This is a genomic window from Mycolicibacterium fluoranthenivorans (assembly GCF_011758805.1).
Taxonomy (GTDB): domain Bacteria; phylum Actinomycetota; class Actinomycetes; order Mycobacteriales; family Mycobacteriaceae; genus Mycobacterium; species Mycobacterium fluoranthenivorans.
The window spans coordinates 1-12,944 of record NZ_JAANOW010000002.1; the positions used below are offsets into that span (position 1 = coordinate 1).

Sequence of the window (12,944 nt, forward strand, 5' to 3'; positions counted from 1 at the left end):
CCAAGGGTTGGGCTGTTCGCCCATTAAAGCGGCACGCGAGCTGGGTTTAGAACGTCGTGAGACAGTTCGGTCTCTATCCGCCGCGCGCGTCAGAAGCTTGAGGAAACCTGTCCCTAGTACGAGAGGACCGGGACGGACGAACCTCTGGTTTACCAGTTGTCCCACCAGGGGCACGGCTGGATAGCTACGTTCGGACAGGATAACCGCTGAAAGCATCTAAGCGGGAAACCTCTTCCAAGACCAGGCTTCTCACCCTTTTAGAGGGATAAGGCCCCCCGCAGACCACGGGATTGATAGGCCAGACCTGTACACCTAGTAATAGGTTCAGGGAACTGGTACTAACCGGCCGAAAACTTACACACACCCCAACAAAAGTGGGGTAACAAACAAAACCATGTGTAAGAAAAAAGACGCACAACACATTGCCCGCAACCACATATTCACAGCAGATCAAACAATATTTTGACTGCACCCCACCACCAAAACACACCCACAGATTTCCCCCACGAGGGGGTCACTGAAAAGTGAATAGAGTTACGGCGGCCATAGCGGTAGGGAAACGCCCGGACCCATCCCGAACCCGGAAGCTAAGCCTACCAGCGCCGATGATACTACCCTTTCGGGTGGAAAAGTAGGACACCGCCGAACACAATTTAAAGCCCTCGGCCCTCCAATCCTAGATTGGAGGGCCGAGGCATTTGTGTATTCAGGAATTTTCGTGCCTGACAAAAACCCTCCGCACGTTTTCAGAACAGTGCCGGCGAATTCCTGCTCTTCTCCATTTCCAGGAGCGCCCTTTTCTTGTCCAGTCCGCCGCCATAACCGGTGAGATTGCCATTGGCGCCGATCACTCGATGGCACGGCACGATGATGCCCACCGGATTATGACCATTGGCCAATCCCACGGCCCGGTATGCGGTGGGCGAGCCGACCTGCTCGGCTATTTCGCCGTATGACCGCGTTTCGCCGAAAGGAATGGTCAACAGCGCCTGCCACACCTTGCGTTGGAATGCAGTCCCCGTCAGTTCGAGTTCCAGGTCGAAATGCGTGCGGGTACCGGCGAAATAGGCATTCAACTGTTCTACCGCCTCGGGAAAGGCGTGTTCGTCGGGCTGCCAGTCGGCGCGGTCCGGCTCGTAGGTCTGATCCACCATACGAAGGTGCATCAATCGTCCGTCTCGCCCCGCCAACGTGAGCGGCCCCACGGGGCTGTCGATCGAGCGGAACCTCATCATCGTTTCTCCTGCTGGTTCTCGGTGGGCGGCCAGTCGTTGACGGCATGGTCCAATGCGGTCCACAGATGTTGGGTGGCGTAGGCACGCCAAGGGCGCCATCGCGTGCTGTGCGCGGTGAGGGCGGCCGCTGCGGCAGGCAGCCCGACCGACGCGGCTGCCGCCCTGACGCCGAGATCGGTGACGGGGAAGGCGTCCGGGTCTCCGAGTCCGCGCATCGCGACCACTTCGGCCGTCCACGGACCGATCCCTGGCAACGCCAGGAGCTGGGCCCGGGCCCGGTTCCAGTCGACGCCGGCGTCGAGCTCCACCTCGCCGGCGGCGAGGGCGGTCACCAGGGCGATGAGGGTTTGGCGTCGCGCCCCGGGCATGGCCAACCGGTCCGGGTCCATCTCGCTCAGTTGGTCCACCGTGGGGAACGTATGTGTCAGGGCGCCACCTGCATCTGCGATCGGGGTGCCGTACCGGACCGCAAGCCGGTGGGCATGCGTGCGCGCGGCCTTGAGGGATACCTGTTGCCCCAGGACCACCCGGATCGCGAGTTCGTCTTCGTCCACCGTGCGCGGTATGCGCTGCCCAGGTGCCTTGGCCACCAACGGAGCGAGGTGCGAGTCGGTGCTCAGCGCCTCCACCACTGCTGTCGGATCGGCATCGAGATCGAGCAGCCGCCGGCAGCGGGCGATCGCCGCCGACAAGTCACGGAAGTCGTCGACCACCAGGCGGCAGCGGACATGGTCTGGCTGCGGTGTCAGGCTCACCACTGCGGACCCGAAGGCAAGGCGAAGCGTCCGGCGATAGGCACCGTCGCGGACCTCCTCGACGCCGGGTACCGCGCTCGCGGCCAGATGCCCGAACAGTCCTTCGAAGGCGAACGGCGTCCGGAGCGGCAGCCGTAACGACAGAACATCGGAGGTGGCATGGTCCTCGCGGCCGAACCTGGTCCGCGCCCGTCGGCGCAAGTCGGTGGGGGTGAGGGCGCAGACCTCACGCACGGTGTCGTTGAACTGGCGGATGCTCGCGAACCCGGCGGCGAAGGCGACGTCACCGAAGGGAAGGTCGGTCGTCTCGATGAGGATGCGCGCGGTCTGGGTGCGCTGCGCCCGGGCCAGCGCCAGCGGATTGGCGCCGACTTCGGCCTGGAGGAGCCGTTCCAACTGTCGGGTGGTGTAGCCGAGGTGGGCCGCCAGTCCGGTGACGCCGGACCGATCGACGGTGCCGTCGGCGATCAGCCGCATGGCGCGGGCGACCACATCGCCGCGGACATTCCATTCCGGAGACCCCGGCGACGCATCGGGGCGGCACCGCTTACAGGCTCGGAAGCCCAAGCGCTGCGCGGCCGCCGCCGTCGGATGGAACTGGACGTTGCGGGCCAGTGGCGGACGGACGGGGCAGCTTGGGCGGCAATAGATTCCAGTGGTGAGTACGGCGGTGACGAACCAGCCGTCGAAGCGGGCATCCTTGGACTGGACGGCCCGGTAACAGCGGTCGAAATCGTCGTGCATGCATTCAGCCTTACACGCACCCACCGACACTACTAGCGGGAAAACGACATCAAGGTGGCGGCGCGTACTGCACCGCGGTCATCGCCGCCCTCCCCACGGGGGACTGCTCGGTGTCACGGTGGTGCGGGCCGACGTACCCACCACGCCGAATCGATGTACCCGATCCGGTGGGCCGATGGTCCGCACAGCGGACACCCGAAGGTGTACGGCCTCGACCCAGCGCCGGATGCGTTCGGCCACGGCCATCCATCCGGGTCCGTGCATCGCGTCGTGCCGCAGGCCGGGCATCAGTTCGGCTTTGGTGTGGTAGTCGCGGGCCAAAGACCGGGCCACCGCGGGGTCCCAGGAATCCCGGCTGCCGTCGATGACCAGCAGTGGGGTCAGCGTGTCATGGGGCCTGAGCAGTCGCAGCTTCGGTCTGGGTTCCTGCGTCGGGTCCAGAGCGGGGGACAGTGCGCGCAGGGCGCCGTCGTCCCTATCGGCGTAGCACGCTTCGACAAGTGCATCCGCAGTGCCCGCCCCGAAGAGCAGATCACGCAGGCGGGTTCCGCGCATCATCGCCGACAGGTGAGTGGGCGATGGGGCGGAGCAGAGCAACACCGCCGCCGGAGTGCGGTGTGTGCGTAGGTATTCCTGGACGATGTACCCGCCGGTGGCATGGCCGATCAGGATCGGTGCGGATGGCAGATCGGCGACGAGGGCGTGGACGCGATTGACGCGGTCGGCGATGGAAGCGCCGCGCCCCCTCCCGTGCATGTCCGGGGCGATGGCGCGGTAACCGCGGTCGGCGAAGTAGTCCAGGAAATGCTCGTCCCAGCACTGAGTCGAGTGGCCGGCGCCGTGGATGAACACCAGCGCCGGGCGGGCTGACGACGCCGAGCCCTTGTCGATCTTCTGCCGCAGCGGTCGAGTCGTATCTGGATTCATGCGTCGCCGCGGCGCCGTGCACTGGCACCGACCCAGGCTGACCGCCACGCCATGCGCGTGATACCCGTTGTCATGTGTCTCCCCCCGTGGTGTCACCTTGTGCAGCCCTGCCGGTCCTCCCGTACCGCGGGCCGCGAATCTGACCAATACTGACATGCCAGTCGACTAATTGCCAGAAGGTTGCTGCGGCGCGCTGACGACTCCGGTGCATAAAGTTGCACTCAGGAAAATTCTGTGCCACCGTCGACGGATCGCCGACGTGCGAATTCGCCAAGTTACGGCCAATGGGGGGCGTACAGACGTGGTCATAGCTGCTGTTGGTCGTCCTCTGGTGACGATCTCGCCGAAACGGCAACTGAAACATGATTGCTGTACTGATATGCGGGCGTGAGGATGCCTGACGATCGGCAGCCGCAGGGCCGGGTGGCCCGCGGCGCGCGCCTGAGCAAAGTGGCGGTCACCCACGTATCGCGCGGGGCCCTGCGGCGGGCGCGAGAACCGTTCATGTCCGACGACGAGAAGGCCGCCGCCCGGGATGCCGAGGTGCTGCGGCTTGCCGACGATCTGGTGTCGGCGCTCGGCGCGATGAAGGGCGCCGCGATGAAACTCGGGCAGGCGCTGTCGCTGCTGAACCTCGGGCTCAGCTCGGCGGAGGCGCGCGATGAGTTCTCCCGGCGGCTGGCCCCGCTGTACCGGCGCGCCCCCGCGGTCGCCAATGCGGCCATGTTCGGAGTCATCGATCGCGAACTGGGGGACCGGCGAAGGCAGTTGGTGTCCATCGAACCCGAACCGCTGGCGTCGGCCTCGCTGGGACAGGTCTACCGCGGTGTGCTCGACGACGGCAGGGCGGTGGCCATCAAGGTGCAGTACCCGTCGGCCCAGTCATCGGTGCGCGCCGACCTGAAAAACCTTGCGCTGCTGGTCCGTCTGCGGTCCCGCGATTTACCGAATGTGGGCCTCGAGGAGTTGGTCGACGAACTGAGCGACCAGATTCTGCTCGAATTGGATTATCGGCGGGAGTTCGCCAATCACCGCCAGGTGTACCAGGACCACCTCGGCCATCCGGTGTTCCGTATCCCTGAACCCATTGAAAGTCTCTGTACGGCAAAGGTACTGACCAGTGAGTATCTGGACGGCACCACGCTCGACCAACTCGGTCCGGTGCGCCCGGAAGTGGCGGACCACCTCGGTGAGGCCGTCTACCGTTTCTACTGCGGTGGTGTGCACACCACCGGGCGGTTCTGCGCCGATCCCCATCCGGGCAACATCGTGGTGCTTGCCGACGGTGCGGTGGGATTCGTGGATTTCGGACTGTACCTGACGATGGACTCGGCGCAGCTCGAGCTGGAACGGAAGGTTCTCGGTGCGGTGCTCGCCGGGGATTCGCGGACGGCCTATGAGTTCGCCCGCGCCGGTGGGTTCATCGTCGACGAGACGTCGATGCCCGAAGAGATGGTGATGGACTACCTGACCACTGTGGCTGCTTGGCATCTTGCGCCAGGTGTGGTCACGATAACTCCCAAGGTCGCCTACCGGTCGCTGTCCCAGGCGATCCTGCCTCGCTCGGAGTTCCGCAAAGGCATGTACCGCCAACGAGTTCCGCGTGAGCACCTGTTCTCGCGCCGAACCGAGATGAGTGTGTGTGCGCTACTGGGCGATCTGCAGTCCAGTGGGCCCTGGCGGGCGATCTCGGAAGAGTGGATTCTGGGCGGGGAGCCGGCCACCGCGATGGGTCGGCGTATCGCACAGTGGGAGTCAACGAGGTTGCGGTAGGCCGCGCATCCCGTGCAGAAGGTAGTTGGTGCACAGCGCCGTGGCTTCCTCGACGTCCACCTCGTCGGCGCCGCCGACCAGGGCCGGCAGCACCGTCGTGATGATCGCGGACACCGCAGCTTGTCCCGCGACATCCAGATCGAGATCGCGATGCACCCAGCCTTGTTCACGGCCGTGCTCGAAGAGCCGGGTGAACTGCTGGGCCGCGCGCTGATAGGTGGTGAGGGTGGCGGCGAGTGCGGCGTCATCGACCCCGGCGGCGGTCAGTGCGATGAATGCCATGAACTCGGCGCGCTCGACGAAATAGGCTATGGCGCCGGAGATCCGAAGCTGGAACTGGGCAATGAAGTCCTCGCGGGCGGCCGGTGGCGGCGCACCTTCGGTCGGGCTGACCGTGGCGAGGATCTCGGCTTCGGTGTTCGCTTGGATGGCGGTGAGGACGTCGCGCTTGTTGCGGAAATAGTTGTAGAACGTGCCGTGGCTGGCGCCGGCGGCTGCCGCGATCTCGGCGACGTCGACCTCGCGGTAGCCGTTCGCCATGAACAACTCGACGGCCGCCGCGTACAGCTGCGATGCGCGATCGGAGGCCGGCGTTGCGGTCATTCGGCCGCCCCCTCCGGGACTGTCAGCACGCCACGATCGACCAACGCCTGCGCCGATTGCAGGAAGTGCGTGCGCTTGGCAGCGTCGGAATCACCGAGGAGCGTCATCACCAGGCCGGGGCCGATCATGCCGATCGCGAGACGGCCCATGCGCGTCCATTCGCCGTCGTCATCGGTCGACGGTGCCAGATGGTGCAGGCCACGGGATAGTTCGGCGTCCAGCATGGAGTACAGCCCGGTGACCCGTTCGCGCAGTTCCGGGTCGATCGCACTGCATTGCACGGTGATCAGTTTGAGTAGTCCGGGCTCGCGGTCGACCAGTTCGAAAAGGCGCGTGCCGACAGTCTCCACCAATTCACGTGCCTGTTCGCGGTCGGCCAGGGCCAGCGTGAGTTCTTCGAAGGAGAGGGCGTGCACAGTTTTCTCCACCGCGAAATCGAAGACGTGATCCAGGATCTCGCGTTTGCTGGTGAAGTACCGGTAAATGGTGCCGTGGCCGATTCCGGCATGAGCCGCGATATCGGCGATGGAGGTGTCGTCATACCCCTTCTGGGTGAACACCGCGAACGCCGCTGAGACGATGGCCTTGCGCCGGGCCTCTTGTAGCCCCGCGGTCTTCGGCCGGCCACGTCGTGGTGTAGTGCCCTCGACCGCGGCATCCGACCCTTGCACCCGGCGAGTGTACAGCGATCCTGTGCTGAACTTCTCGGGTAACCCGCGGACTCGAAGTCGGGCACATCGGGAATTCACGAGGGTGGTCAGTCGCGTCGCGCCTGACCACCGTCGCGCCCCCTCGACACCTGGGGTGGACCCGCGGCCGATTGTCACACCACCATCGGCGGCCACCTCAGGGATGCAAAGATTGACATATCAATCATGGTTGTGCAAGTTTGCTCCGCTCGTGAAGTGTGAGTCGGTGTCACGCGAATGCCGAGAGAGCCTGTCCGGACGGGTGGTCTCGGGCGCATCCAGTATCGAACGTTTGGATTTGCCGCGGTTTCGGCACTGCTATACAGGTTTGTGACCGTCGTCACAGAAGAGGTGCAGATTGTCCAGCAGCGCAGCATTCATCGGACGGATCGGCGGGTTGGCCGTGGCCTTGGGGATCGGGGCCGCGATCGCCAACTCCCCGGGTAGCGCCGCCGCGGAGACTCCTTCCGACGCACCCGCGGCCGGCGTGAGCCAGCCGGGCGCGGACCACACCCCTGCCTCCGCAACCACAGCCTCCGCAACCCCGCCCAAGGCCGATGCCGAACCCGCACCATCCAACGGCGGCACCGCCGCATCGTCGACGGCCGGGCGAAGCCCTCGGACCTCGACGTCGCGGCGGCCGCTCGTACGAGCCCAGCGCACGCTGTCGCGTCTTGTCACGGCGAAGGGAGTGCCGCGTGCCACCAAGCCCGACGACGAGGCGCCGGATCGCCCACGAGGGCCCGAGGACACTCCGGCCGCCGTGGCCCTTGCCGGTGTGGCACGCCGCGAAATCGGTCATGACAACGACACCGCTTCCCACGCCCGCACTGCCACGGCGGCGACCACTGCCACGGCAAAGGTTGCCGCGGTCACCGCGCAGCCGGCTGGGGCGACGAGTCCGCTGGGCACCCCGGACCAGCTCGCGGCGGAGAAGCTGGCCAAGCGCGTCGTCAACACGTTGCCGGTCGCGTTGGTGAAGCTCGCCCTGCGTGCCGGATTCCTGTCGGCTGCCAAGCAGCAGTTCGACAAGGTCGGCGGACCGGACCAGGGGAACCTCGATCGCCTGGACGCCGCGGTGAATGCGTACGCCATGGCATCCGCCTTCCAGCAGCAACTGCTCAACTCGGCCGAACCCACCGTCGTCATGCAGGTGGCCCCGCCGCACACCTGGTCCGATCAGCCCGGCGAGGCCGTTCCCGCCTCCCGCATCCTGTACGACAACCCGGACACCATCTACCGCTTCATGGGAGTCAACGGCGCGTCGAAGTACGTGATCACCGGGCGGTTCGCCGACCCTGCCCACGTGCCGGCCGACACCACGTTCAGCGTGCTGACCGGTCTGACCGGGGACACCGCGGCGGTGCTCACCAAGGACAACTTCACGGTCAACCCCGACGGTACGTTCACCGTCACCGCGGACTCGACGCCGGCCAACGGGCGCGTCAACCATCTGCAACTACCCGCCGACGCCACCCTGATCGCGACACGCAACACGTTGTCGGACTGGGGCACCGAGGTGCCGATGAGCCTGGATATCACCCGCGTCGGAGGTCCGCCGAACAGCTTGTTCAGCCAGCTCGGCGGTTTCGCCATACCGCGGATCGGACCGGCCGTGGTGCGCAATCCCGTTCTGACGAAACTGGTTTCGCTGATCCCGCCGCTCCCATCCGTACCGCCGGTCCTGCGCGGCGCGGTCACCGCGGTGATCATGGCGCTCGGCATTCAACGCGAGGCCACCTATATCGCCGTCGCCACCACGGATCCGGCCACCGGGCAACGCCAGGAACCCAACGTGCTGCGCAACCCGACCCGCAACGCCGAGTTCCTGGCCACCCAGCTGCAGAGTGCGGGTTACTTCCAGCTCGCCGACGATCAGGCCCTGGTGCTCACGATCAACCCGGACGGTGCCGGATATTTCGTCGTCCCGGTGACCGACGACTGGACCGTCACGAAGGACTACTGGAACGAACAGACCAGCCTCAACATCTCCCAGGCGACACCCAACGGGGACGGGACCTACACGATCGTGGTGTCGCCGACCGATCCCGGTGTGGCGAACTGGGTTTCCACCGGTGGACTGCATCAGGGCACCCTCTCCATCCGCTTCCAGGTACTGCAGGACGGGACATCCCCGACCGTCCGCTCTCAGCTGGTGACCTTGGGCGAGCTCGGCGACGTGCTGCCCCCGGACACGACGTACGTCAGCGCCGCCGACCGGGCCGCGCAGCTCGCCGCCCGCAAGAACGGATTCGACAACCGGTTCGCGCCTTACCCGCAGCCGTAGACTCTGCGGTTGTGGCCGCACTGGTACAGCAGTATCTGGACCTGATCCGATCCGAGCACGCCGGGGTGGCCGAGGGCGCGCTGGCCAGCTACATCCCGGAGCTGACCACTGTCGACCCGGACGGATTCGGCGTCTCGCTTTCCTCCTCCGATGGATTTGTCTACGAATCAGGGGATGCGGCACTGGAATTCACCATCCAGTCGATCTCCAAGCCGTTCACCTACGCGCTCGCCCTGGATCAGATCGGGCAGCGGGCGGTCGATGCGAAGATCGGCGTCGAACCGTCCGGTGAGGCGTTCAACGAGATCAGCGTCGACCCTGCGACCAAGACACCGAAGAACCCGATGATCAATGCCGGTGCGATCGCGGCCGTGTCGCTGGTTCCGGGTGCCACACCGGATGAGAAGTTCGCACTGATCCGAGAGTTCTACTCGGCGTTCGCGGGCAGACAGCTGGAGATCGATCCGCAGGTGTACGCATCGGAGAAGCGCACCGGCAGTCGCAACCGCGCGATCGCCTACATGCTGGCCAGTTTCGGTGTGCTCGACGGTGATCCCGACGACGTACTCGACGTGTACTTCAGGCAGTGCTCGTTCAACGTCACGACCACCGACCTGGCCCGGATGGCCGCCACGCTGGCCCGCGGCGGTATCAATCCGATGACCGGCCGCCGGGTCACCGACGCCGCGGTGGTCAGGCGCACCTTGTCGGTGATGGTGACGTGCGGGATGTACGACGCGGCCGGTGACTGGGTGAGTGCGGTCGGCATGCCGGCCAAGAGTGGGGTGGGCGGCGGGATCGTGGCAGTGCTGCCTGGACAGGTGGGCATCGGTGTCTATTCGCCGCTACTGGACGCCAAGGGCAACAGTGTGCGGGGAGTTCGGTTGTGCCGCAGTCTGTCCGAGCAGCTGGGGCTGCACTTCCTGACCGTGTCGCGGGATTCCCGCGCCACCCTGCGGGCCGTCTACCAGCCACACGACAACATCCGCGTCTACGAGACGCATGGTGATCTGCTGTTCTGCGGGGCGGAGCAAGTGGTGCGCACCGTCGACCGCGGCTGCGACGATTTCAGGGTGGGGATCCTGGATGTCTCGCGGGTCGACGACATCGACGACGCGGCCAGGGGCCTGCTGTCCGGGATGAGTGCGGCGCTGCGCGACCGTGGCAAGGCCGGGCTGATCGTGGACCCTGACCGTGTGGTGATCCCCGACGGGTCCGAGTTCGAGAACATCCGGTACGCGACCATCGAGCAAGCCGTGGACGCCGCCCAGACATTCATCCGTGAGCAGTTCTCAGACCGGTAGTGCCAGCCGGGTCGGCGCGTCCAGCCCGCGCAGGGTGACTCTGTCACCCAGAGTCCAATGGGCGCTTTCGGTTTCGGTGGCACCGCGCAGCGTGTCCGAAGACGCCACCAGATGGCCGGGTACCGACTTGGCGAATTCGCACAACCGGGCGGCCTCGTTGACCGGCTCGCCGATGACGGTGTACTCGAATCGGTCCTTGGCGCCGACGTTGCCCGCCACCACCTGACCCGCCGTCACACCGATACCGGCTTTCAACTCGGGGACCTCGGCGCGGAGCCGGGTGGCGATGGCCCGAGCGGCCCCCAGCGCCTCGTCCTCGGGGTTCGGCAGTGAGACGGGCGCACCGAATACCGCCAGCACCGCGTCGCCCTCGAACTTGTTGACCAGGCCGTGATGGCGGTCCACCTCGTCGACGATGACCGCGAAGAAACGGTTCAGCAGCGCGACCACCTCGACCGCCGGGCGGCTGGTCACCAGCGCGGTCGAGCCGATCACGTCGACGAAAATCACTGCGGCATGGCGTTCTTCACCGCCGAGTTGAGGCCGTTCCTTCTCCGCGAGCGCCGCGACCTCGCGTCCGACGTGCTGGCCGAACAGGTCGCGTACGCGTTCGCGCTCGCGCAGGCCGACGACCATGGCGTTGAAGCCGCGCTGGAGTTGGCCGAGTTCGGTGCCGTCGAAGACGACCAACTCGGTGTCCAGATCGCCCCGTTCCACCCGGTTGAGCGCGGCGCGTACGACGCGCACCGGGGTGGCGGTGAGCCAGGACAGGATCCACATCAGGATGAAGCCGAACACCAGCGCGAACGTCGCGAGGATCATCACCGCGACGGTGAACTGCGTCGGTGACACGATGTGCAGCGAGAGCGTGATGATCGCGGCCAGCAGGATGCCCAGCACGGGCACCCCCGAGCCGAGCGCCCAGACCGTCAGGGTCCGGCCCATGATGCCGGGGGCGAACCGCCGCGGCGGGGGACCGACCTCGAGGGCCTGTGCGGCCACCGGTCGCAGGGCGAACTCGGTGAACAGGTAGCAGCTTGCCGAGACCACGATGCCGGGAAAGCTGATGCCGAGCAGCACCTTCGGGATGTAGTTGGTGTCCTGCAGTCCGTACAACACGGTCAGCACGACGGTGCCGCCGCCCCACAGCGCCAAGAGCACGCGGGTGAGCCGCCACGGCGCGAAGAACGTGTTGCGCTGATCTTGCGGCGTCGGTTCTCGTTCCTCGATCGCCCACCGGACGTTGTTGATGACCCGGTTGGTCGCCCAGACGACTCCGACGATGAAGGCCAGCACGATGTAAGCCGGTGCCACCGCGAACGTGATCCATCGCACCCGTGCGTCGAACACGCTGGGAACCGGGAAGGTGACCGTGACGACCAGGACGGCCACACCGACACCGATGAGATTGGCCCCGAGTGCGAACGTGGTGAGGATGGTCTGGATGCGTACGCGGCGGCGTTGCTGGGTCTCCGAAACGCGACCGAGAATCCATGATCCGTAGGCCGGGGTGCTCGGCACCCGGCTGCTCTGGCTGGTCACCTTCTCCAACACCAGCCCGAGTCTTTGCGCGGTGCTCTTCTTGGCCGTCATCGTGGCGTCAGCCTAGTGACAACGCCCGGGCAATCTATGGTGGTTCGGTGCGCCTCGTCATCGCCCAATGCACCGTCGATTACGTCGGACGCCTCACCGCCCATCTGCCGTCGGCCCGTCGGCTGCTGTTGTTCAAGGCCGACGGCTCGGTGAGCGTGCACGCCGACGACCGTGCCTACAAGCCGCTGAACTGGATGAGCCCGCCGTGCTGGGTCACCGAGGGCGTCCCGGACGCCTCGGCCGACGGCGCCGAGATGGTGTGGGTGGTGGAGAACAAAGCGGGGGAACAGCTTCGCATCACCGTGCAGGACGTCGAGCACGACTCCAGTCATGAGCTCGGGGTGGACCCGGGATTGGTCAAGGACGGTGTCGAGGCACACCTGCAGGTGCTGCTCGCCGAACACGTCGAACTGCTCGGGGCGGGGTTCACTCTGGTGCGCCGCGAGTACATGACGGCGATCGGCCCGGTGGACCTGATGTGCCGGGATGAGACCGGTCGGTCGGTGGCCGTGGAGATCAAACGGCGCGGTGAGATCGACGGCGTGGAACAGTTGACCCGTTATCTGGAGCTGCTCAACCGCGATACCGTGCTGGCGCCGGTGAGTGGTGTCTTCGCCGCCCAGCAGATCAAGCCGCAGGCCCGTACGCTGGCCGAGGATCGCGGAATTCGTTGTGTCGTACTGGATTACGACAAGATGCGTGGGATGGACAACGACGAGTTCCGGCTGTTCTGATGGGCCGTCGCCCGAACCGGCGCGCGCAGCCGGTGCGGCCGCTGCCGTCGCCGCCGCGGGTCGAAGCGGGGCCGGACGGCTACGACTACCACGTCCGGCCGGTGCCGGCGGCGCGTGCCGAGAAGACCTACCGCTGTCCCGGTTGCGATCACGAGATCAAGCCGGGGACCGCGCATGTGCTGGTGTGGCCGGCGGGTCCGGGCGGTGTTGAGGCCGATATCGACGACCGTAGGCACTGGCATACGCCGTGCTGGGCCAACAGGGCCAACCGAGGCCCGACCCGCAAGTGGAGCTAGTGGC

12 protein-coding genes and 2 rRNA genes are annotated in these 12,944 nt (G+C 66.0%); 7 read left to right on the forward strand and 7 right to left on the reverse strand.

Going from position 1 to position 12,944, the window contains the following annotated elements; all coding sequences use genetic code 11:
- Together FHU31_RS18040 and rrf are read left to right on the forward strand one after the other, a co-directional pair.
- A 23S ribosomal RNA gene (locus tag FHU31_RS18040) occupies positions 1-362 on the forward strand; the annotation flags it as partial.
- A gap of 173 nt (positions 363-535) precedes the next feature.
- A 5S ribosomal RNA gene (gene rrf, locus FHU31_RS18045) occupies positions 536-648 on the forward strand.
- 98 nt (positions 649-746) lie between these two features.
- Here rrf and FHU31_RS18050 read toward each other — a convergent pair.
- The 3 genes from FHU31_RS18050 to FHU31_RS18060 form a co-directional block, all read right to left on the reverse strand.
- A complete protein-coding gene (locus FHU31_RS18050; protein WP_167161186.1) occupies positions 747-1,235 on the reverse strand; it encodes a methylated-DNA--[protein]-cysteine S-methyltransferase in 489 nt (162 codons plus the stop codon).
- Positions 1,232-2,734 (reverse strand): DNA-3-methyladenine glycosylase 2 family protein, encoded by a 1,503-nt coding sequence (locus FHU31_RS18055; RefSeq protein WP_167161188.1) that lies wholly within the window; start codon positions 2,732-2,734, stop codon positions 1,232-1,234. The genes FHU31_RS18050 and FHU31_RS18055 overlap by 4 nt, the downstream gene beginning before the upstream one ends.
- A 78-nt stretch (positions 2,735-2,812) precedes the next feature.
- Positions 2,813-3,661: an alpha/beta hydrolase gene (locus FHU31_RS18060; RefSeq protein WP_167161190.1), complete on the reverse strand. Its 849-nt coding sequence runs from the start codon at positions 3,659-3,661 to the stop codon at positions 2,813-2,815.
- 393 nt (positions 3,662-4,054) lie between these two features.
- Between FHU31_RS18060 and FHU31_RS18065 the strand changes: the two genes are divergently transcribed.
- Positions 4,055-5,434 carry an ABC1 kinase family protein gene (locus FHU31_RS18065; RefSeq protein WP_167162821.1) on the forward strand — a complete coding sequence of 460 codons (1,380 nt, stop codon included), beginning with the start codon at positions 4,055-4,057 and terminating at the stop codon, positions 5,432-5,434.
- On the opposite strand, the gene FHU31_RS18070 is transcribed toward FHU31_RS18065, so the two are convergent.
- The 3 genes from FHU31_RS18070 to FHU31_RS32065 all read right to left on the reverse strand — a co-directional run bounded on the left by FHU31_RS18070 (position 5,417) and on the right by FHU31_RS32065 (position 7,407).
- Complete coding sequence (locus FHU31_RS18070) at positions 5,417-6,037, reverse strand: TetR/AcrR family transcriptional regulator (protein ID WP_167161192.1); 621 nt, start codon at positions 6,035-6,037, stop codon at positions 5,417-5,419. The two genes, FHU31_RS18065 and FHU31_RS18070, sit on opposite strands and share 18 nt — an antisense overlap.
- Entirely contained in the window at positions 6,034-6,708 is a 675-nt protein-coding gene (locus FHU31_RS18075; RefSeq protein ID WP_263988230.1) for a TetR/AcrR family transcriptional regulator, read from the reverse strand. Before FHU31_RS18075 ends, FHU31_RS18070 begins: the two co-directional genes overlap by 4 nt.
- Positions 6,709-7,044: 336 nt before the next feature.
- Positions 7,045-7,407 (reverse strand): hypothetical protein, encoded by a 363-nt coding sequence (locus tag FHU31_RS32065; protein WP_263988229.1) that lies wholly within the window; start codon positions 7,405-7,407, stop codon positions 7,045-7,047.
- A gap of 10 nt (positions 7,408-7,417) precedes the next feature.
- Here FHU31_RS32065 and FHU31_RS18080 point away from each other — a divergent pair, with 10 nt between their 5' ends.
- Together FHU31_RS18080 and glsA are read left to right on the forward strand one after the other, a co-directional pair.
- The gene (locus FHU31_RS18080; RefSeq protein WP_263988228.1) at positions 7,418-9,013 is read left to right on the forward strand and encodes a hypothetical protein; all 1,596 of its coding nucleotides are present in this window, start codon (positions 7,418-7,420) and stop codon (positions 9,011-9,013) included.
- An 11-nt stretch (positions 9,014-9,024) separates the two neighbouring features.
- Positions 9,025-10,317, forward strand: a complete 1,293-nt coding sequence (gene glsA / locus FHU31_RS18085) for a glutaminase A (protein ID WP_167161196.1) — start codon at positions 9,025-9,027, stop codon at positions 10,315-10,317.
- Here the strand turns inward: glsA and FHU31_RS18090 are convergent.
- Positions 10,306-11,910: an adenylate/guanylate cyclase domain-containing protein gene (locus tag FHU31_RS18090; protein ID WP_167161198.1), complete on the reverse strand. Its 1,605-nt coding sequence runs from the start codon at positions 11,908-11,910 to the stop codon at positions 10,306-10,308. The genes glsA and FHU31_RS18090 overlap by 12 nt on opposite strands.
- 47 nt (positions 11,911-11,957) lie before the next feature.
- Between FHU31_RS18090 and nucS the strand changes: the two genes are divergently transcribed.
- Complete coding sequence (gene nucS, locus FHU31_RS18095; protein ID WP_167161200.1) at positions 11,958-12,644, forward strand: endonuclease NucS; 687 nt, start codon at positions 11,958-11,960, stop codon at positions 12,642-12,644.
- Complete coding sequence (locus FHU31_RS18100) at positions 12,644-12,940, forward strand: Rv1322 family protein (RefSeq protein ID WP_167161202.1); 297 nt, start codon at positions 12,644-12,646, stop codon at positions 12,938-12,940. The genes nucS and FHU31_RS18100 overlap by 1 nt, the downstream gene beginning before the upstream one ends.
- Positions 12,941-12,944 lie beyond the last annotated feature (4 nt).

Bases quoted from the DNA above. Each gene is read 5' to 3' on its own strand.
- FHU31_RS18050 (WP_167161186.1), bottom strand. From the start codon at position 1,235: ATGATGAGGTTCCGCTCGATCGACAGCCCCGTGGGGCCGCTCACGTTG.
- FHU31_RS18055 (WP_167161188.1), bottom strand. From the start codon at position 2,734: ATGCACGACGATTTCGACCGCTGTTACCGGGCCGTCCAGTCCAAGGAT.
- FHU31_RS18060 (WP_167161190.1), bottom strand. From the start codon at position 3,661: ATGAATCCAGATACGACTCGACCGCTGCGGCAGAAGATCGACAAGGGC.
- FHU31_RS18065 (WP_167162821.1), top strand. From the start codon at position 4,055: ATGCCTGACGATCGGCAGCCGCAGGGCCGGGTGGCCCGCGGCGCGCGC.
- FHU31_RS18070 (WP_167161192.1), bottom strand. From the start codon at position 6,037: ATGACCGCAACGCCGGCCTCCGATCGCGCATCGCAGCTGTACGCGGCG.
- FHU31_RS18090 (WP_167161198.1), bottom strand. From the start codon at position 11,910: ATGACGGCCAAGAAGAGCACCGCGCAAAGACTCGGGCTGGTGTTGGAG.
- FHU31_RS18100 (WP_167161202.1), top strand. From the start codon at position 12,644: ATGGGCCGTCGCCCGAACCGGCGCGCGCAGCCGGTGCGGCCGCTGCCG.